This window comes from Streptococcus cristatus ATCC 51100 (assembly GCF_011612585.1).
Classification (GTDB): Bacteria; Bacillota; Bacilli; order Lactobacillales; family Streptococcaceae; genus Streptococcus; species Streptococcus cristatus_H.
Genome location: NZ_CP050133.1, coordinates 840905 through 861288, shown reverse-complemented (window position 1 = coordinate 861288; position 20384 = coordinate 840905). Strand labels below are relative to the sequence as shown.

At 42.8% G+C, this 20384-nt stretch carries 20 protein-coding genes and 1 riboswitch; of the genes, 1 reads left to right on the top strand and 19 read right to left on the bottom strand.

Translation table 11 applies throughout. From position 1 onward, the window contains the following. Nucleotides 1-80: 80 nt before the first annotated feature. From HBA50_RS04265 to HBA50_RS04235, 7 genes are read right to left on the bottom strand one after another with little or no spacing between them, the layout of a single operon-like run. Nucleotides 81-683, bottom strand: coding sequence for a lysozyme family protein (locus HBA50_RS04265; RefSeq protein WP_045496933.1), 603 nt, complete (start codon nucleotides 681-683; stop codon nucleotides 81-83). Further along, nucleotides 683-1657, bottom strand: coding sequence for a nucleoid-associated protein (locus HBA50_RS04260; RefSeq protein ID WP_045496930.1), 975 nt, complete (start codon nucleotides 1655-1657; stop codon nucleotides 683-685). Before HBA50_RS04260 ends, HBA50_RS04265 begins: the two co-directional genes overlap by 1 nt. A 1-nt stretch (nucleotide 1658) precedes the next feature. Then, a complete protein-coding gene (gene glyA / locus HBA50_RS04255) occupies nucleotides 1659-2921 on the bottom strand; it encodes a serine hydroxymethyltransferase (protein WP_045496927.1) in 1263 nt (420 codons plus the stop codon). Between the two features lie 47 nt (nucleotides 2922-2968). Further along, on the bottom strand, nucleotides 2969-3559 hold the full coding sequence (locus HBA50_RS04250; RefSeq protein WP_045496924.1) for an L-threonylcarbamoyladenylate synthase: 591 nt from the start codon (nucleotides 3557-3559) through the stop codon (nucleotides 2969-2971). Further along, complete coding sequence (prmC, locus tag HBA50_RS04245; protein WP_045496921.1) at nucleotides 3552-4382, bottom strand: peptide chain release factor N(5)-glutamine methyltransferase; 831 nt, start codon at nucleotides 4380-4382, stop codon at nucleotides 3552-3554. The genes HBA50_RS04250 and prmC overlap by 8 nt, the downstream gene beginning before the upstream one ends. Next, nucleotides 4382-5461, bottom strand: a complete 1080-nt coding sequence (gene prfA / locus HBA50_RS04240; protein ID WP_045496918.1) for a peptide chain release factor 1 — start codon at nucleotides 5459-5461, stop codon at nucleotides 4382-4384. Before prfA ends, prmC begins: the two co-directional genes overlap by 1 nt. Before the next feature lie 25 nt (nucleotides 5462-5486). Continuing rightward, nucleotides 5487-6068, bottom strand: coding sequence for a thymidine kinase (locus tag HBA50_RS04235; protein ID WP_045496915.1), 582 nt, complete (start codon nucleotides 6066-6068; stop codon nucleotides 5487-5489). A 167-nt stretch (nucleotides 6069-6235) separates the two neighbouring features. On the opposite strand from HBA50_RS04235, the gene HBA50_RS04230 reads away from it, so the two are divergent. After that, a complete protein-coding gene (locus tag HBA50_RS04230) occupies nucleotides 6236-6418 on the top strand; it encodes a 4-oxalocrotonate tautomerase (RefSeq protein ID WP_005589823.1) in 183 nt (60 codons plus the stop codon). A 53-nt stretch (nucleotides 6419-6471) separates the two neighbouring features. Here HBA50_RS04230 and HBA50_RS04225 read toward each other — a convergent pair whose 3' ends face one another. From HBA50_RS04225 to nox, 12 genes are all read right to left on the bottom strand, one after another. Beyond that, nucleotides 6472-7812 carry an MATE family efflux transporter gene (locus HBA50_RS04225; RefSeq protein ID WP_045496913.1) on the bottom strand — a complete coding sequence of 447 codons (1341 nt, stop codon included), beginning with the start codon at nucleotides 7810-7812 and terminating at the stop codon, nucleotides 6472-6474. 238 nt (nucleotides 7813-8050) lie between these two features. Continuing rightward, nucleotides 8051-9316 carry a nucleobase:cation symporter-2 family protein gene (locus HBA50_RS04215; protein ID WP_045496911.1) on the bottom strand — a complete coding sequence of 422 codons (1266 nt, stop codon included), beginning with the start codon at nucleotides 9314-9316 and terminating at the stop codon, nucleotides 8051-8053. A gap of 1 nt (nucleotide 9317) precedes the next feature. Next, the gene (locus tag HBA50_RS04210; RefSeq protein ID WP_045496909.1) at nucleotides 9318-9899 is read right to left on the bottom strand and encodes a xanthine phosphoribosyltransferase; all 582 of its coding nucleotides are present in this window, start codon (nucleotides 9897-9899) and stop codon (nucleotides 9318-9320) included. A 101-nt stretch (nucleotides 9900-10000) separates the two neighbouring features. Beyond that, nucleotides 10001-10098: riboswitch (purine riboswitch) on the bottom strand. Further along, nucleotides 10093-11076: a GMP reductase gene (guaC, locus tag HBA50_RS04205; RefSeq protein WP_037586165.1), complete on the bottom strand. Its 984-nt coding sequence runs from the start codon at nucleotides 11074-11076 to the stop codon at nucleotides 10093-10095. (Overlaps the previous riboswitch by 6 nt.) A gap of 170 nt (nucleotides 11077-11246) precedes the next feature. After that, complete coding sequence (locus HBA50_RS04200) at nucleotides 11247-11432, bottom strand: twin-arginine translocase TatA/TatE family subunit (protein ID WP_045496898.1); 186 nt, start codon at nucleotides 11430-11432, stop codon at nucleotides 11247-11249. Next, complete coding sequence (gene tatC / locus HBA50_RS04195) at nucleotides 11432-12139, bottom strand: twin-arginine translocase subunit TatC (protein ID WP_045496895.1); 708 nt, start codon at nucleotides 12137-12139, stop codon at nucleotides 11432-11434. The genes HBA50_RS04200 and tatC overlap by 1 nt, the downstream gene beginning before the upstream one ends. Continuing rightward, nucleotides 12132-13829, bottom strand: coding sequence for an FTR1 family iron permease (locus HBA50_RS04190; RefSeq protein ID WP_045496893.1), 1698 nt, complete (start codon nucleotides 13827-13829; stop codon nucleotides 12132-12134). Before HBA50_RS04190 ends, tatC begins: the two co-directional genes overlap by 8 nt. Next, nucleotides 13807-15015: an iron uptake transporter deferrochelatase/peroxidase subunit gene (gene efeB, locus HBA50_RS04185; protein ID WP_045496890.1), complete on the bottom strand. Its 1209-nt coding sequence runs from the start codon at nucleotides 15013-15015 to the stop codon at nucleotides 13807-13809. The genes HBA50_RS04190 and efeB overlap by 23 nt, the downstream gene beginning before the upstream one ends. Nucleotides 15016-15019: 4 nt before the next feature. Then, complete coding sequence (efeO, locus tag HBA50_RS04180) at nucleotides 15020-15892, bottom strand: iron uptake system protein EfeO (RefSeq protein WP_045496887.1); 873 nt, start codon at nucleotides 15890-15892, stop codon at nucleotides 15020-15022. A gap of 126 nt (nucleotides 15893-16018) precedes the next feature. Beyond that, nucleotides 16019-17572 carry a ClC family H(+)/Cl(-) exchange transporter gene (locus HBA50_RS04175; protein WP_045496885.1) on the bottom strand — a complete coding sequence of 518 codons (1554 nt, stop codon included), beginning with the start codon at nucleotides 17570-17572 and terminating at the stop codon, nucleotides 16019-16021. A 182-nt stretch (nucleotides 17573-17754) separates the two neighbouring features. Further along, a complete protein-coding gene (locus HBA50_RS04170) occupies nucleotides 17755-18573 on the bottom strand; it encodes a PrsW family intramembrane metalloprotease (RefSeq protein WP_045496883.1) in 819 nt (272 codons plus the stop codon). A 234-nt stretch (nucleotides 18574-18807) separates the two neighbouring features. Beyond that, a complete protein-coding gene (gene nox / locus HBA50_RS04165; RefSeq protein WP_045496881.1) occupies nucleotides 18808-20187 on the bottom strand; it encodes a H2O-forming NADH oxidase in 1380 nt (459 codons plus the stop codon). Nucleotides 20188-20384 lie beyond the last annotated feature (197 nt).

Below are 20384 nucleotides of genomic sequence, written 5' to 3'. Positions count from 1 at the left end.
ACACTCGCATTCTAATTGGTTTAGTATAGTTTATCTCAATTTATTCCTATAGAAAGGCAAGCTATACTCAAATCATCTGTTTACAGCCACCCCATAAAGCGGATAAGGTACATATTTAGTCGTACCTGACGCGAATAGTAGTAATTTCCACCATTAATATAAAGCTTGGGTCCGTAAAAAATGGAAAGTACATTATAGTATGAATAGGTTTTTCCAGTCACATTGCCAAGACTCGGAGCAACCACTTCTTTTGAGTATTTTTTTGCAAGCTCGAGCGTATTCTCGCCGCCATTTTGCGCAACATAGTCGATATAAGCCTGACCAAAATTGTAGGCCTGAACTGCCGTCCAGACATCCACCTTTTTCTCGCTGGCCAGCTCTAGATTATCCGATAAAGTCTGAATCCCTTGCCGGACACTTTCTTTATTGTCTGTAATCGAATTGATTTCGCCTGTTGCACTCTCACTAGACTGCATGAGGTCGTTGTTTCTTCCCTTGGTTTCCGTGTAGATCATGGCTAGGACTAGCTCTTCATTGGCCGCTGTGTCCTGCTCGTCCAGCACTTCTCTAACCAAGCTTTGATAGGTCATAACCTGCTTAACATCACGATGGACTTGATAGCCTTTTATCGCGATGGCAGCCAGAATGATGAGCAAAATCAATCTTCTGATAAATTTAAACATTATTTACTTTGTATATCCTCGATATTTTTGATGAGAATAGAGTAAGTCCCGTTGTCGTTCTGGATAAATTCCACGGATTCAGCATCCTGATAAACATTATTGGGAACGATTAGCTCTATTCCATTAGAGAGGGATAATTTTTGATTTTCGAACTTCTTTTTCTGGCGACTGCTGTCAATCTCATCAAACTTGATTGGCTCTGGAACAGTTTCCTTAACTTGGTCAATAAAGGTAAGTCGGGCTGTCAGATTGCTGTCAAACAGCTCGTCTGCCAACTTTTCAGGAGACAATTCGTCATTTTCTTCCAGATTTTTGAAAATGCTGGATTTGACCTTAGACTGGAACTGAAAGTCGTCTGTGTTAAAGCTTTCAGCAATCTTTTGAGCCGTTTTTTCCAGAGTTTTGATAGATTTTTTTGGTGAAATCTTGGGACTGACCTGCAAGATATTGTCAGAAAAATAGTTGAGGAAGGCACCATTGTACTTGATACGCTTTTCAATCAGATGGTACTTGCGAGACTGGAGATTGATGACCAAAGCCTCGTCCGCACCTGTACCAAAGCCAGGCAGATTGTTCTGCGTCAGCTTGATTGGATTGTCCGTCTCACCACCCAAGTGGGTCAAGGTTTCCCGCAGAGAAATCCGCAGAAAAGCGAAGTGCTCCACGCCTTCCTTGTCAAACTGAACGAAAATCAGATCGTTGGTTTTCTGGTTTTCACTGACCGAAAACTCTTCCTGCCAAAGCTTGGCCACCGTCACGGATGTTTCCAGTAAGTCGTCTGAAAGCTGGGCTAAAAAGACATTATCAGGTTCGAAAATGCCTGTTTTAGCCTCGTCAGAATAGACCCGCTCGATTTTCTTACGAAGGTATTCCTCAATCTTGGGAGTAATGTTAAGCAACTTATCCGCCAGTAGCAGCTCGGTATCAGCTGGGCTGAATTGATGAATGATGGCCTTTTTTACGTAAATGTCCATCTTAGTTCAAACCTTCATAGAGCGGAAAAGCATCCGTCAATTCACGAACTTCCGCCCGCACTTGGTTCAGCACCGCTTCGTTTTCAGCGTTTTCCAGAGTCTTGATAATAAGCTCAGCTACCTTGATACTTTCTGTGACACCAAAGCCTCGAGCTGCAATGGCTGCTGTACCGATACGAATGCCGCTAGTCTTAAATGGTGACAAAGTCTCGTAAGGGATGGAGTTTTTATTAAGGGTAATATTGACTTCATCCAAGAGATTTTGAGCAACTTTCCCATTTTCTACAACCTTAGTGACATCGACTAAGAAAAGGTGATTTTCAGTTCCGTCAGAAATCACACGGAACTTGTCATGCTGACGGAAGACTTGCGCCATGGCTTGGGCGTTGTCCAAAATCTGCTGGGCATAAACCTTGAAAGCTGGATCCAGCACTTCTTTAAAGGCCACTGCTTTGGCTGCGATGACATGCTCTAACGGCCCACCCTGAATACCTGGGAAGATAGCTGAGTTGATTTTCTTAGCTAATTCTTCATCATTTGTCAAAATCAAACCACCGCGAGGCCCACGCAAAGTCTTATGAGTTGTTGTTGTTGTGATATCTGCATAAGGCACAGGACTAGGATGGAGACCCGCAGCAACCAAACCAGCGATGTGAGCCATATCGACCATAAGCTTAGCACCCACCGCATCAGCGATTTCACGGAATTTTGAAAAGTCGATGATGTGAGAATAGGCTGAAGCACCTGCCACAATCAACTTAGGCTGTACTTCCTTTGCTTGCTTGAGGATGGCATCAAAGTCCAGTAATTCTGTTTCTGGATCAACACTATAGGATACAAAATTGTAGGTTTGGCCAGAGAAGCTTACTGGAGCACCATGGGTCAAGTGACCACCCGCAGACAAATCCATGCCCATCACTGTGTCGCCTGGCTCAATCAAAGCCATATAAGCTGCGCAATTGGCCTGGCTACCTGAGTGAGGTTGCACATTGGCAAACTTTGCACCAAAGATTTCCTTAGCGCGCTCAATTGCCAAGCTCTCCACTACATCCACTACGTCTGTTCCACCATAATAGCGGCGACCTGGGTAGCCTTCAGCATATTTATTGGTCAAAATAGAACCTTGAGCCGCCATAACAGCTTTAGAAACGACATTTTCTGAAGCAATCAGCTCAATATTATGTTGCTGACGATCTTCCTCATTGGCAATGGCATCCCAGAGTTCTTTGTCAAATGTTTTGTAGTCTTCTTGGTCAAAAATCATAAGGTGTCTCCTTTTTTTGAGAAAATAGGGCGCTAGGCTCCTAAAAGTTAAAATGTTATATCATTTACTTGGGCGAGAATATCCTCGCGAGTGATTGCCCCTTGGCGTAAAATAAGAGCCTTTTCTCCAGACAAGTCTAGAATGGTTGAATCCTGACCAGTCAAGGAAGCATCATCTTCTACTCCCGAGACTTGCTCTTGAAAATCCATCATAATCTGCTGGAAATCAGTTCCACTGGCTTTTCCAGAAAGATTGGCGGATGGACCAATCAAGGGTCCGTACTTGCGAATCAAGTCCAGCGTAACTGGATGCTTAGGAATCCGAAAGCCCACAGTTTCCATACCAGAGTTAATCCAAGATGGCACACGGTCATTAGCCTGGAGGATAATAGTCAGTGGCCCAGGTAGGAAGGCTTGATAGAGTTGCTTCAGATAACTGGGCTGGTTCTTAGAAAAAGCATAAATCTCTTCCAAGCTAGCCACATTGATATTGAGAGCCTTGTCACGAGGTCTTCTTTTTAATTCGTAGACTCGCTCAACCGCCTCTTCGTTTAAAGCTTGAGCAAAAAGGCCATACACCGTTTCCGTGGGCAGGACAACCGCTCCACCTGCTGCCAGAGTCTTTTTTATCTTATCCATTGTCAACCGCCACCATTCTATCTTTTCCAAATTGATCTTTCAAGACTCGGATTCGTTTTTGAGGGAAAGATTTTTTGAATAACTCCGCAACGCCGTCTCCTTGCTTGTAGCCAATTTCCAGATAAATTTTTCCTTTTTCTGTCAGATAGTCCTCTGCCTGCTCTGCTATTTTCCGATAGACGGCATAGCCATTCTCCTCAGCAAAGAGGGCCATGTGAGGTTCTGAGGTCAGAACGTTAAGTCCGACTTCGTCTTTATCTGCTTCTGAAATATAGGGTGGGTTGGAAACGATAATGTCAAAGTTCCCGCTAATCGCTTCCATGCAATCGGATTGGACAAAGGCAAGATCAAGCCCACAGGACTGGGCGTTTTCCGCCGCCAAAGCAAGTGCATCTTCCGAAAGGTCAGAAGCAGTAATCTGCCAGTCTGGGCGACTGCTTGCCAATGCCAGAGCGATGGCTCCGCTACCCGTTCCGATATCCAAGACTGACAAAGATTTTTCAGGATTCTCCGACAAAATCAGCTCCACCAGCTCCTCCGTCTCAGGCCTTGGAATCAAGACCCGCTCATCAACCTTGAGAGTCAAGCCGTGAAAATCACTACTACCGATAATATACTGAGCTGGCTTATGAGCAAGCAGCTGCTCTTGAATTGCTTTCAGGTGGTCACGATCTTCCTGACTAAGCTCTGCCTGAAGCTTGAGAACAAAATCGGTAAAGGAGAGCTCATTGAGAGCTCGATAAACGAAAGACAGACTTTCTGCTTCTTCTCCTGCTACCACTAGCTCCTGCTCTAACTCAGCTAAATATTGAGCTAATGTCATTATTTATTCAGCTCTTCTAGTTTTTGCGTTTGGTCATAGAGAACCAAGGCGTCGACGACTTCATCCAGTTTGCCAGCTAAAATCGTATCAAGCTTTTGCAAAGTCAAACCAATACGGTGGTCTGTGACACGGTTTTGCGGGAAGTTATAGGTACGGATCCGCTCTGAACGGTCACCAGTACCAATCGTTGACTTACGTTCAGCGTCTTGCTCATCCTGAGCAATCTGAGCAAAGTGATCAGCCACACGCGCACGGATGATCTTCATAGCCTTCTCACGGTTTTTCTGCTGAGTCCGTTCTTCCTGCATTTCAACCTTGATATTGGTTGGCAAATGAACGATACGAACGGCAGTCGCAACCTTGTTGACGTTCTGTCCACCAGCACCAGATGCGTGGTAGATGTCGACACGAAGGTCTTTTGGATCAATATCGTATTCTACTTCTTCGATTTCTGGCATAACCAAGACAGTTGCTGTTGAGGTATGAACACGGCCTTGACTTTCTGTCACAGGGACCCGTTGCACGCGGTGAGCACCTGATTCATACTTGAGTTTAGAGTAAACAGATTGCCCTGAAACCATGGCCACTACTTCTTTGAAACCACCGACACCGTTCATTGAGGCTTCCATGACTTCAAAACGCCAGCCTTGGGCTTCCGCATACTTCTGATACATCGTCAGCAAATCTCCAGCAAAAAGCGCCGCTTCATCTCCACCAGCTGCTCCACGGATTTCAAGGATGATGTTCTTGTCGTCGTTTGGATCCTTAGGTAATAGGAGAATTTTCAGCTTTTCTTCGTATGCTTCTTTATCAGCCTTGGCATCTTTGAGTTCTTGCTTGGCCATTTCTTCCAAATCAGCATCTCCGCCAGACTCTTTAATCATCTCTTCAGCATCAACGATGTTTTGAAGGACTTGCTTGTATTCGCGGTAGGCTGTTACCGTATCACGAGTAGAAGCCTCTTCTTTTGAAAGCTCCATGAAACGCTTGGTGTCTGAGACCACATCTGGGTCACTGAGTAATTCTCCGAGCTCTTCATAGCGGTCTTCCACTGCCTGTAACTGGTCATAAATATTCATCTTTGTAATCTATCTCCTTGATTTTCTAATTCATTCTACTTAATGGGGGATTGAAATAATGCTTGCGGCAAACAGAAATATAGGTCTCATGGCCACCAATTTTGATCTGTTCGCCATCATAGACAGGTTTCCCATTATCCGTCCGCAAAACCATAGTTGCTTTTTTTGAACAATATTGGCAAATGGTTTTGATTTCGTCAATCTTATCAGCCAGGAGCAAGAGATGCTTGGAGCCTTCAAAGAGTTCATTGCGAAAATCATTTTTCAGACCAAAAGCCATGACTGGAACATCCAGCTCATCCACTACTCTAGCCAAATCATAGACATGGTGACGTTTCAAAAACTGAGCCTCATCAATCAAAACGCAGTACGGCTTTTCAGGCAGACTTTGAATATAGCCAAAAATATCCGTTTGATCCTCGATTGCCATAGCAGATCGCTTCATGCCGATACGGCTGGAAACAACGCCAAAGCCATCTCGTGTATCGACAGCCGAGGTCATGATTACCACGCTTTTGCCCTGCTCTTCGTAGTTGTGGGCCACTTTCAAAATTTCAATGGTCTTGCCCGAATTCATTGTGCCATATTTATAATATAACTGAGCCATTTTATTCTTACATTCTCTCTAAGTATTGTCTTTCTAGGACTTTCAGCACTGTCCATAAACTCTGCTGGAAAGACCAACCATACTTCCTATTATTTTACCATAATTCACTATTCTTTAAAACCTAATTTGTGATAAAATAAGATTAGCAAAAGAAAAGGAGAAATCATATGCCATTTGTCAGAATTGATTTATTTGAAGGCCGCAGCTTGGAACAAAAGAAAGCTTTGGCTAAGGAAGTCACCGAAGCCGTTGTCAGAAATACTGGCGCACCTCAGTCTGCTGTCCATGTCATCATCAACGACATGCCAGAAGGCACTTACTTCCCTCAAGGTGAAATGCGAACAAAATAAAATCAAAAAGGCTGAGATAATAACTCAGCCTTTTAATTTTATGATGAAAACGCTCAGCGTCGCTTCTTTTGGATATAATTCAATCGCAGTTGGTAAAGGATTGCACTCACGACCAAACTCGCAATCAGTCCAATCCAATAACCATAAGGTCCCAAGTCCGTAGCCTGATCTAAAAACAAGCCCAGAGGCAAAGAAACGCCCCAGTAAGCTAGCAAGCCTAAGTAAAATGGAGCTTTCGTATCCTTGTAGCCTCGCAAAATTCCCTGCAAAGGAGCGGCAATTGTATCAGCCAATTGGAAAAAGAGGCTAAAAGTAAGAAAGATTGAGGTCAGACGTATGAAATCTGGATCTGAGCCATAGAGACTGGCAACCTTGTCTCGGAAAATATAGAGAAAAATCAAGGTAAAGACCGCGAAAATGGATGCCACAATTCTCCCCAAAGTACAATATTTCTTCACATCGTCAAGTCTTTCAGCTCCCAACTCATAAGAGACGATAATGGCCATAGCTGTAGAGATACTCATAGGGAAAGCATACATGAGAGTAGAAAAGTTCATAGCGGACTGATGGCTAGCGATAATCAAAGATGAAAATTTTGACATCACCAGTCCGACGATTGAAAAGATGACAACTTCGGCAAAGACTGTCCCTCCTATTGGCAAGCCTAAGCGAAAACCTTCAGCCAAACCAGTTGTGCTCAAGGGACGAATTTTCCAGAGTTGGTATTGGCGGACTTTAGGATGTTTGATGGCCAATAATAGTGATATGACTAATAAAACCCAATAAGCTAAAGAAGTGCCTAGTCCCGCACCAGCCCCGCCCATCTCTGGAAAGCCAAAAGCCCCATAAATCAAAACATAATTAAAGCTAGCATTCAAAGGTAGGAGCAAAAGCATCAAATACATAGAAAGCCGAGTTAACCCCAAAGCGTCCAAGAGAGAGCGAATAACACTAAAGAGCAAGAAGGGAATGATACCGATGGACAAGTACCAAAGATAACGCTGGGCCACATCTTTTACCAGGGGGTCTAAGCCCAAACGCTGCAAAACCAAAGGGGCACCTAAAAATACCAGCGCAAATAAAATCAGCGATAAAGCCAAAGAAAGATAGATAAACTGATAAAAATCAGAGGCTATTTTTTCATCTTTCCCCTGTCCCAAATGATGACCAATGATCGGAACCAAGGCAGACACAATCCCCGTCAGAAAGGAGAAAAATGAGCCCCACAGACTGGTCGCCATAGAGACACCTGCCAGATGCAAGGTATCGTATTGGCCCGTCATGGTCGTGTCAACAAAGGAAGCCGAGAAATTTGCCAGCTGATAAATCAGGATGGGAAGAAAAATTGAGACAAACAAGCTTAGGCGTTGTTTCAAATGATAAGTCTGATACATGTTGAAGTCCTTTTTTTAATCTTCTTTAACTATACTACAAGCCAACTAAATAGTCAAAAGAGGCTAGGACAAAAGTCCTAGCCTCTCAATTGTCTTTGGATTGTCGCGCAAGACGCAGTGGTTGAGTGGGCTCTACTACGCTGATTTCATCAGCTTTTACAGCCCTACTCAACTTTGCGGAGGTGGGACGACGAAATCGAATTTTAACGAATTACCGATTTCTGTCCCACTCTCTTTCTTATTTATTTTTGCGATTTAAGATCGCGTTTAGGACAATGGCAATCAGACTGGCCATGACAATTCCATTTGAGAAGAACATCTGAAGGCTGGTCGGTAGGCTGTTGAAAAGGCTGCTACCATTGAGTCCGACACCTGCTGAAATAGAAATTGCTGCAATGAGGAAATTATGTTCACTGTGCTCAAAGTCAACACGCGCTAAGATTTGCATCCCCTGAACGGAGACAAAACCAAACATAACCAGCATGGCACCACCAAGAACTGGACTTGGGATAATTTGTGCCAAGGCTCCGAATTTTGGTAAAAGACCGAGGAGAATCAGGAAAGCAGCGGCATAATAAATCGGCAACCGCGTTTTGATACCGGATAATTTGACCAAGCCAACATTTTGAGAAAACCCTGTGTAAGGGAAAGTATTGAAGACACCACCCAGCAGGACCGCAAGTCCTTCTGCTCGATAACCATTTCGCAATCGGGTGCTGTCAATTTTATCTTTGGTAATGTCAGAAAGTGCCAAGTACACCCCTGTTGACTCTACTAAGGAAACCGTTGCGATGATACACATCATCACGATAGAAGAAAATTCAAACTTTGGAGCTCCGAAATAGAAAGGGGTTGGCACATGGACCAGCGGAGCCTGTGCGACGGGCGTCAGATCCACCAAGCCCATGGCTCCAGCAATGCCCGTACCGACAATCAACCCAATCAAAATAGAGATGGATTTGATAAAACCTTTGGTAAAAATGTTAATCAAAAGGATAATCAGCACCGTCACAGCTGCTAGAATCAGACTTTGGGCGGTCGGCTTGTCTACATTATTTCCCATATTGCCAATGGCAACTGGAATCAAAGTCAACCCAATGGTCGTAATGACCGAACCAGTCACAACAGATGGAAACAGATTAGCGATTTTTGAGAAAATCCCAGCGATCAGAATAACATAAATCCCTGACGCAATCAAGGCACCAAACATGGCGCCACTACCATGGCTCTGCCCAATGATAATCAAGGGAGCAACGGACTGGAAGGCCACGCCCAACACGACTGGCAGACCGATACCAAAATATTTATTTAATTGAAGCTGCAAGAGAGTTGCAACACCACACATAAAAATATCTGTCGAAATCAGGTAAGTCAGCTGCTCAGCCGAGTATCCCAGAGCCCCAGCAATCATAATCGGTACCAGAATGGAGCCTGAGTACATAGCCAACAAATGCTGCAAACCTAAAATGGCTGCCTGTGAATGTTTTTCTTCATTATAGTTCATCTTATAGATCTGCCTCTCTAAATACAACTTTTCCATTTTCAAATCGGTCAATTCGAGCCAGAGAAAGAACTGTTTGTCCTTGAGCTTCTAGCAAGCTTCGACCATCTTGGAAAGATTTCTCAATCACGATTCCAACGGCTACCACCTCAGCACCTGCTTCTTCAATAATTTTAATCAAGCCCTTAGCTGCCTGACCATTTGCCAAGAAATCATCAACGACCAGGACCTTGTCACTTGACTCCAAAAACTTACTAGCGATGGAAACCGTCGAAGTGACCTGCTTGGTAAATGAATACACTTCCGCCGTTAAAATCCCTTCAGTCATGGTGATATTCTTAGACTTTTTAGCAAAAATCATGGGAACACCCAGGGCTTCCGCTGTATAGACAGCCGGTACAATCCCTGAAGCCTCAATCGTCACAACTTTTGTAATGCCTGCATTCCTGAAATGCTCGGCAAATACTTGTCCGATTTCTTTCATAAGCGAAAAATCAACCTGATGGGTCAGGAAAGAGTCAACTTTGAGAATATTTTCTCCCAAAACGTTGCCGTCTTGCAGAATTCTCTCTTCTAATTTTTTCATGTATCTCCTCTTAACATATCTTGGTTCAATGAAGAAAGGACCTGCCACGATAAGCAAGTCCTTTCTTTTAATGACAAATAGCCTGACACTGAAAGTACCAGAAAGTCATTAGACTCACTTATTGTTAGATGTTTGGCATCTTGTAGAGACCTTGCCCCAATCATTAGCAAGATAAATAAGTTATTCTATTTCATTAATGAGCATCGCCATTCCAGATGGAATTTTTAACAATGACATAGTCCACGCGAGTCAGGCTATGCAAATCGCGACCTCCGGCATAGGAAATCGAACTCTGCAAATCCTGCTCCATTTCAGTTAATGTATCTTGCAAGTGGCCCTTAGCTGGCAGCAAAATCTTCTTGCCTTCGACGTTTTTATAAGCACCTTTTTGATACTCGGATGCAGAACCATAGTATTCTTTAAACTTATCACCATCTACCTCGATGGTTTCACCTGGGCTTTCAATGTGGCCGGCAAAGAGCGAACCAATCATGACCATGCTGGCTCCGAAGCGGATCGATTTGGCAATATCACCATGCGTTCGAATCCCTCCGTCCGCAATAATAGGCTTGCGGGCAACCTTTGAGCACCAACGAAGAGCAGACAACTGCCAGCCGCCTGTACCAAAACCTGTCTTGACTTTGGTAATGCAAACCTTGCCTGGGCCAATGCCGACTTTAGTCGCATCTGCGCCAGCATTTTCCAGCTCCCGCACAGCTTCTGGAGTTCCGACATTTCCAGCAATAACAAAGGTCTCTGGTAATTCTTTCTTGATGTGTTGGATCATTTGAATCACACTGTCTGAGTGCCCGTGTGCGATATCAATGGTAATGTATTCAGGTGCATCATCTTTGAGACTGCTAACGAAGTCATATTCATAGTCTTTTACACCGACGGAGATCGATGCAATCAGGCCTTGCTCATGCATTCGTTTAACGAATGGTTTGCGCCCTTCCTCATCGAAACGGTGCATAATGTAAAAATAGCCTCCTCGAGCAAGCTCTTCAGCGACAGATTCGTCAATAATCGTCTGCATATTGGACGGAACGACTGGCATCCGAAACGTATGTTTACCAAATTTCACACTGGTATCAGCCTCTGAGCGACTTTTCACAATACATTTCGCTGGAATTAGTTGAATATCTTCATAGTCAAAAACCTGAAAATCATTGAGCATGGAAAACTCCTTATCAATACTTAAAAATGACCTACCTATGCTCTTCAGCATCGCTACATCTATCCAGACGTTTCCAGAAAAAGTATATCACAAGGTACAGGTTTTGTAAAATATTTCAAATATATTATTGATAATGTTCGGAAATTAAGAAAAACACGGTCGACCGTGTTTTAATCTTTCTTATCTTTTTCTGAGTTGGAGTCTTCTGCTCCTCCATCGACTGCCTTTTTAAACTCTGAAAACATTTTTCCAATAGACTGCCCTAGCTCTGGCAGACGTTTTGGTCCAAAAATCAGTAAGGCACCTAGGACGATAACGATAAGTCCCGGTAGTCCGATGTCTTTTAAAATTCCCATTACGATGTTCTCCTTTTCTCAATCATTTTACTCAGTAGGATACTAACTTCATACAGCAAAATCAGTGGCACTGTCATCGACAAATCGCTGATGAAATCAGCCGGCGTCAAGACAACTGCTAATACCAATAAAACGAAATAAGCATAGCGTCTATATTTTATCAAAAATTGCGGTTTGAGCAAACCGATTGATGTCAGAAAGGCCACAATGACAGGCAATTCAAACAAGCAAGCAATCGGAATGGTCGTGTGAAACAGAAAGGACAGATAGTTCTGCGCTGTCATCTGAACGGCAAACAATCCATCACCTAAAGAAAGTAAAACTTGCAAAATAGCAGGGCTGACAAAGTAAAAACCAAAGGCCAATCCTAAGATAAAGCTGAAAAATGTAGCTGGTATGTAAGCAAAAATCGCCTTTGCCTCACTATTTCTCAGAGCAGGTCGGATAAATTCCCAAATCTGATAGACCATAAAAGGCAGGGTTAGTGAGAAAGCCACAAGACTAGCCAAGCTAATATAAATCCAAAGGATGTCGTCTGGTCCCAATACAATCAGCTTCTGCTCAAAAGAAGCGGTCAACCATTTGTAAATATCAGCTGCAAAAAGCAGACTAACCAGAAAAATCAAACCGAACCAAATTAAAACAGCTATAAAACGCCATCTAAATTCCGCCAAATGCTCAACAATGGTCTGTTCCTTACTAGGCATCTGCTCGCTCCCTTTGCCGATTTCTAAAGGTCACATAGAGAACAACGACAAGAAAGATGGCTTGACTTAGTACTACTTCTAAGCTCGGATAAATTCCCAACCAATCAATGGTTGGAAGATGCGCAAGCAAGTGACTAGGAAAAATAGCTGTTAATTGCAGGGCATGAATGCTGACACCTAACATCTTAAAGGCCAAGGCATAAATCAGCCAGGTCAGACCAAAGAAAATCCGATGAGGCCGAATGAGACTGCTGGCCTTGGTCATTAGAATTGCAAGCAAAACTAAAACCAAGATAGCAAGTCCCAGTCCTAAAAAGAAATCTAGAGCAGTAATGCGCGGTAAAATTCCTGCATAGAACAAGATGGTCTCCGCTCCCTCACGGAAGACAGCGAGAAAGCTCAAGGCAAACATGGAAATAAAACTACCACTGGCTGTCACTGCCTGCATCTGACTTTCCATGAAGTCATTCCACTTCTTGACAGAGGACTTGCTGTGGAGCCAAATGCCGACCAAAATCATCATGACAACCGCAAAAATCCCCACTGCTCCCTCAATGATTTCACGATTAGAGCCAGAGGCAACGACTGGAAAAAGAGTTTGCAGCAAAATAGCAATGACCGCACTGGCTAGTACACCCAAGCCAGCACCAGTATAGACCCATTTGAGGCCTTTTTTCATCTTGGAGGTCTTAAGCGTCGTGACAAGTGCCATCACAATCAAGAGAGCCTCAACGCCCTCACGCAACAAAATCAGCATGGCATCAAAGAAAGTATAAGACCCGCTGGTGTCAATCTGTTCTAGCTCACTGATTAAGGACGCGAGCTGGTCTTGATACTCCTTATCCTTGCCCTTCACCATGATGACAGGTGATTGGCTCTCTACTTTGGTATAGAGGGAAGGATTTTTCGTGCTGACATCTCCTTCAACACTTGGCCAAATCGTGATAAATTTCTTCATCGCAGCCTTGCCCTGCTTTTCGTCCCCTTTTTGGAAAGCAAGCAGAGCCTTTTTCAGCAGACCAATACCATCTGCCAGCGTAAGATTTTCACTGCTAGCTGTCGCTTCTTCTCCCTTGACAAAGCTATCAATCGCTGCTCTCAGGTCATCATAGGAAGTTTGAATGGCTTCAAAATCCGTTGGCTCTGTCTCGATGGCACTCCGTAAAAAGGAAATGGCCGTCTCCACCTTACCATAATGAGCCGTGCTATGATCTCGCACCACTCCTTCATTGGCAGTCCAAGTCGAATTCATTTTTTTATAGGCTTCACGAATCTTTTCAAGATCCTTGCTCTCAATCGCTGCCTGAAGAGCTTGAAACTTTGATTCTAGTTTATTGACTAACTTGGTTTTTTCCGCCTCAAGATCAACTGGATTCTGCTCCTTTTCAAAAGCTAAAAGAGCAGCTGAAACCTTGGTCAGCTTGTCCTCTGTTACATCGCCCGAGATAGTCAATGCCTTGCTGACTTCTTTCCCTGCAGCTGACTCATGATTGCTTAAAGCTGCAAATTCTGTCTGGATTTCCTCCAGCAATTCTTTGGCACTAGCTTGGTCACCCTTTTGAACAGCGGTGCTAGCATCCGTAATCTTGATAAAGAGACTGCTATAGGAATCCTCAGCTGATACAGGCTGAGCTAGGAGCAAGAGAGTCAGGAGCAAAAACAGGACTTTATTCAAATAATTTCTGACCAAGATATTCTCCTTTTTTGACACCGCCGAAGCAAGCAAACAAGCCACTACCCACATGGGTGACATATTCATTCATCTTATCCTGTGCTCCAAGATTGGTCTGCACCTTGATAAAGCTGTCGGGATCCTTTTGGAAAGAGATAAAAAGCAGACCTGTATCAAATTGACCCGTTGTTTCATCAATACCATCTGAATAAGAATAGGAACGGCGATAGAGGGGCTTGTCGACTTCTTTGGCCAGTCGCACATGTGCATCAACTGGAAGCAAGTCCAAGTCTACCTCGTCAAATTCATTCTTCTTACCAAAGGGCGCTCCGCTATCCTTATAACGACCAAAGGTGTTTTCCTGCTCTTGCAAATTGGTCCGATCCCAAGTCTCAAGGAACATCTGGATTCGGCGGACAGCCATATAAGAGCCACCCTTCATCCAGTCCTTGCTGTCGCACCAAACCACCTTGTCAAAATCTTTCTCCTTGGTGACATTGGCCGTGCCGTCTTTAAAACCAAATAGATTGCGGGGAGTAGACATACGATCGCCTATAGCAGCAAAGCCAGCCTGACTCCATTTCATGGTGACAGCATTTCGTGCTTTACGAACCAAATTGCGAACGGCATGAAAAGCCACCTGCTCGTCATCTGCGCAAGCTTGAATGACAATATCACCGCCAGTATATTTCTCTTTCAGTTGTTCCTTAGGGAAAGGAGGCAGATCGCGAAATTCCTTAGGCTTTTTATCCTCCAAGCCCATTTTTTTCAGAAAAGAAGCGGAGACGCCAAAGGTCAAGGTCAGTCGGTAAGGGTTGAGTCCGACCGTTTCTCCAGTATCCGTAGGTGGCAAGAGGGCATTAGAACCATCTTTTTTGACTAAATCTCCATTGACCAACTTTTCACTGTAAGCGGTCCAGTCCTTGAACATCTGGATAATGGTCTCTTTATCCGTCGTATGTAAGTCCAGGATGACAAAATAGATATTCTTTTGCATGGCTGTTGTGATGCCAGCTTGATGCTCACCGTAAAAACTGATTTCTTCATCACCGTCAGCTAATTTTTTGTCTTCTTTCGCTTGATTAGCGAAAAAAGCAGATGCACTGGAGACACCAAGTGCTAAGCCTGCGCCTCCAATCCCTGCTTTTTTAAGAAATTCCCGACGATCCATTTTTTTATTAAACCATTTTTCGTCCTTGGTCATGTTCTTACTTCCCATCTAGGATGATACCCATTTGAGAGAGAGGCTCGCCCAGTTTTGTGACAGCTTCTCCTAGCTCTTTAGTATCTTCCTTGCTCAATTCGGTATAAAGTTTATAATTCTTAGAATCCGTCATGTGCTTGTCTAACAAACTATTAACATTCTTGAACTCAGTTTCTATACTTTTTACCAGTTTTTCATCTTTCTTCTCAATCAAAGGTTTAAAGAGTTCGAAAATCTTTTCTGCCCCTTGAATATTGGCACGGAAGTCATACAAATCCGTATGTGAAAAGATTTCTTCCTCACCAGTAATCTTGCTGGTCGCCACTTCGTTAAGGAGGTCAACTGCACCAGTCAACATGATATCTGGCGTAACCTCAACAGTCGCGATTTTAGCCTTTAATTCTTTGATGTCATTGATCAACTGGTCTGCATATTTCTCTGTACCAGTCGTTGTATTAGTTTCCCACAGAATTTTTTCAATCCGGTGGAAGCCTGACCAACCTTCTTCGGTCTTGTTTTCATCCACATAGTCAGCTAAGCGGAAGTCAATTTTCACATCGGACTCTCCGAAGCTTTCGGCAATCGGCTCTGAACGCTCGTAGCTCATACGAATTAGTGGATACATTTTCTTAGCTTCATCAAGCTTGCCTTCTTTGAGCGTATCTCTGAATTTCTCCGTATCCGTCAATAATTGATCAATTTCTTTCTGTACAAAGGCTTTATACTCTGCTGTTGCCTTATCCAAAGCTTTCTGGTCAGAGGCCGATAGACTGGTTTTAGCTTCCGAACTGCTGGCACTAGTATTCGATTTTTGATTAGCAGCACAGCCAGTCAGTAAAATAGCTGTTGACAATAAGACAATTCCAAGTTTTTTCATCTTGACTCCTTTATTTTCCCTAAAAGGGGCGAATTCATATAAATTATAACAATTTATTTCTCATATTTCAATAAATTGTCAGATAATTATAATAAAACTTTTCTTTCTGAGTAAAACATGAGCATTTCAAAGCAAGATATCCTTAATTTTGCCAATTTCTGACTTCTTAAGGACTACATAAATCGTATCTCCTAGGTAGAGACGACTGGCTCCATTGACCGTCTGAGTCTTACCCTTATGGATATTCATCGTGATTAAAACGCCATGCGGTAGCTCCAATTCATGCACCTGCCGACCCGCGACCTTTTCTGAAACAGGAATTTCAATCAAGGTTGTCTCTCCGTCATCTTCAATCCGATCTGGCAGCATTTTTTCAAGCATAGCTTCATAGACAGGCGCTCCCTTTAGCAGATCCATAGCAATATAGGCCATCAGAGTGACCAAGCCCAGTGGCATGAGGTTTCGAATATCTCCAACCATCTCCGTCACGAGAATCATAGCCGTTAGTGGAGCCTTAGAAATAGCGCCAAAATACCCACTCATTCCCAAGATGATAAAAATTGGAAATTGTTCCTGCGTGATAAAGCCAGCCTCCACACAAAGGGCTCCAATTGCTGCGCCTAGTAAAGAACCCAAAGCCAGAATGGGCAGAAAAATACCACCAGGAAGTCCGCTGCCATAACTAATCATGCTCCATACAAAACGGAGTAAGAAAAAGAGAATCAAGGTTCCAACTGTGTAATGAGCACTCGTCAAAGACAAAATCAGCTGATTCCCACCGCCCAGCAAATGAGGCAGAAAATAGCCAATCGGAATGATTAAAACAAAGGCAAAAATCGGATAATAGTTTTTCGGCAGCCTAAAAAATTTTCCCAGAGCTTCATAAATCAAATGAATATTGAGGACCGCTTTTTCATAGACAAAGCCAGCCAAGCCCAAAAACAAGCCCATTAAAATATAAATCCAGTACTGCTCCAGCCCCATGAAAGGAATATTATCCGGCATGTCCAAAACAGGAGTCAGGCCAAAGATGGACAGGGAAATGAAATTTGCCACCAAACTTGCTGCCAATGTTGAAACCCAAAAGAAGCGGGAAAAATGATGGTAAACTTCCTCAACGACAAAAAGCAAACCTGCAATCGGTGCATTAAAAGCCGCTGCCAAACCCGCAGCTGCACCACTGGCAATCAAGGTCCGCTCCTCTACCGGACTCAAGTTCAGCCACTTAGATATGCCTTTTCCACTCATCGCTCCTAGCTGAATACTCGGTCCCTCACGTCCCAGCATCAAGCCACTGGAAATCGCTAAAATACCAACTAAGAATTTTTTCCAGAGAATGCTCCACCAAGAAAGTGACATCAAGCCTTTCAACTCGGCCTCAACTTGTGGAATCCCTGAACCCTTTATATCCTTTTCTGTAGCTACCAATCTAGCATTAATAAAGACAATGAAAGCATAGAAGAAAAGCAAGGCTACTAGCCAAATCCACTCGCTCCTGCCCCTCACATAAGTCGCTTGCACCAAGTGAAAACTTTTCTCAATCAAAAAACGAAATGCTCCCACTACTAGTCCAGCAAAAATGCCTACCAGAATCCCCCTGAACACTTGGGAAATAATAGAGCTGGATATAAAATTAAATTCTTTTCTCGTATCAGAAATCTGTTCTTTTTGTTTGATCATAATCTCTCTCCAAAAGATCTTATAGCAACATTTTAGCACAAAATATAGGCCAGAAACAAGGCGATAGCCATGAACATTTTGCTTTTGGACATAAATTTTTTAACATCAACTTTATCAGATTTAAAAGAATGCCAAAAATGCAGTTTGGACATCAAAAAACGACCTTGAAGGTCGTTTCGTGTTTAGATTGACAAATCTTCCTGATCAATCTTGTGTGCTGTTCGATAAGCTTGGTAGAAAATGAAGACAGCCACAGCAGTCATGATAGGAACGATGACTGGGATATCCGTTTCAATAGAAGTCAATGGAGAGTTCCAGAGGAAATGGAGAACAAAAGCTAATAAGAAATAAAATAGTCCAGCTTTAAAGTAGACCTTTTGCGTTTTAGCAAATCGGAACATCAGAGCTAATCCAATAGTGGTCAAAGCGGTATAGAGCCAGTGAGAAGCTACCCCACCTGTGATACGCCCTAAAATGCCAGAGATAGTGAAGGAAAATCCTTCAGGAAGATCGGAAAGGATGTAAGAAAAGTCCTCACTAATCTGAAAACCTATGCCAGCTGTAATTCCCAACAGTAAAAAGCCTTTAAGTTTTTTGACTGGCACTAGATAGACAGCGAAAGCAACTGCCAAAAGCTTAAGCGGCTCTTCAACCAGCGGAGCTGCGAGAGCATTCTCCAGATAACTGATCACTGTATTTGGAAAGCTCGTACTAACCCACTCGTGAATATAAGTATTGGCTAAGCCAGACGTCCATCCAGAAATGAATAGCCCACCTAGCAGAGCAATCCCAAGGCTAAGTGCAGGCGTCTGCCATTTTTTACCCAAGCTGCGGATCAAAAGCAGAGCTGGAATGATATAGAGCAGGGCCAAAAGGGCTGACAGTCCGACAATTCCATAACCAGTACCTGACATACTGCCAGTAGTATAAGCTTGCGTCTCGTATTCCAAGCCAATCGCGCTTAGAAGGAGAAAAATGAAAAGAACAATATTTTTCTTCATATAATAACTTTCTAAAATTTTATTTTCATCTTAGTATAACAAAAAAATCTAAAATAGAACTAATTTTAAGACTCATTAGAATGATTCTTGATTAGCATTCTAGTCGATATTACTATAATATTTTTATTTATCTTGTATTCTCATATTCAGCTATTCTTCTTGTTCCAAATTGTATTGACAATTCAACTCGATAAAACAAGTAGCAAAAAAGTCCCTCATCGGGACTTTCATTGATTATTTTTCAGCTGTAAGTGCAGCCATTGTGATGTAGTTGTATGGTTTGTTAAAGTGTGGCAGGAAGAATAGGTCTGTCAAAGCCAACTTGTCAATTGTCACATGCTCTTGGATAGCAAGTGAGAACATGTGGATTCCCATACCGATGGATGAGTCATGAGATACCATTTGAGCACCAAGGATTTCACGGCTGTCTTTATCAAAGACAATCTTGATTGCAACTTCGTGGTTGTCATGTTTCATGAATTCTGGTTTTTGAAGGTCGTTAAAGCCTGTTTCAGTAGCGTTGTAGCCAGCTGCTTTTGCTTTTTCAAGAGTCAAACCAGTTGAAACCATGTGAAGTCCGTAAATTGAGATACCATTTGAACCTTGAACACCGATTCCTTCAAGTTCATGACCACAAGCGTTGTAAGCACCAACGATACCAGTACGAACAGCGTTTGAAGCAAGTGCGATGTAGCTAGTGTCTTTACGAGCATTGTCATAAACAGTCGCACAGTCACCTACTGCGTAAACGCCTGGGATTGATGTTTCTTGTTTCTTGTCTACAAGGAAGGCACCGTTGCGGAAGAGTTCAATCTTACCATCAGCAAGAGCTGTGTTAGGGCGGAAACCAACTGCAAGAACAACCATGTCCACATCAAATGTTTCTTTGTCTGTTACCAAGCGTTCTACTTTGCCATCACCTTGAATTGCTTTTACAGTTTGGCCAAGAGCCAAGCGGATGTTGTGGTCTTCCAAGTTCTTAGCCATCATTTGAGTGAAGTCCTTATCATAGTAGCCGTTCAACACAGTGTCTACGATATCCACAAGCACCACTTCTTTTCCAAGACGCTCGAAGGCTTCGGCAAGCTCAACACCGATGTAACCACCACCAACAACAGCGATACGCTCAAGATGTTTGCTCTTATCAGCAAGTTTGTTGATAACTTCTTCAGCATTTTGGTACAACTTAACAAATTGAACATTTTCAAGAGTTGTCTTGAATTCGCGGTTACCTTTGACAATTTCAACACCTTCGATTGGAGGCAAGATTGGAGTAGATCCAGTCGCAAAGATCAATTTGTCATAAGATTCTTTGTGCTCTTTTCCTTCAACTTCTGCTGTAACAACTTTGTTGTCATAGTCGATTGAAAGAACTGGTGAGTTCATGTAAACTTTAGCACCTTTTGCTTCCAATTTTTCTTTATCAGAGTAGAACAAGCCTTCAGCACCGTCAATTTGCTCACCGATCCAAAGCGCCATTCCACAACCTAGGAATGAAATATTTGAGTTTTGGTCAAATACAACGACTTCATTTTCATGACCAAAGTTATCCAACATAGTGTTGATACATGCAGTACCTGCGTGGTTAGCACCAACTACAACAATTTTACTCATAGAATAATTCCACCTTTAAAATTTAATTTACTAGACTAGTATATCATGTTTCTGTTAGCGTTTACAAGATATATGCTCAGAATTTTTAAAAATATGGCAAATAAATTCGATTTCTTCATAAATTTAAGCAAAAAATTTCAATTTTTCTGAAAATAATATATATTTACAATTGTGAAAACGGTATCTTTCTGGTATAC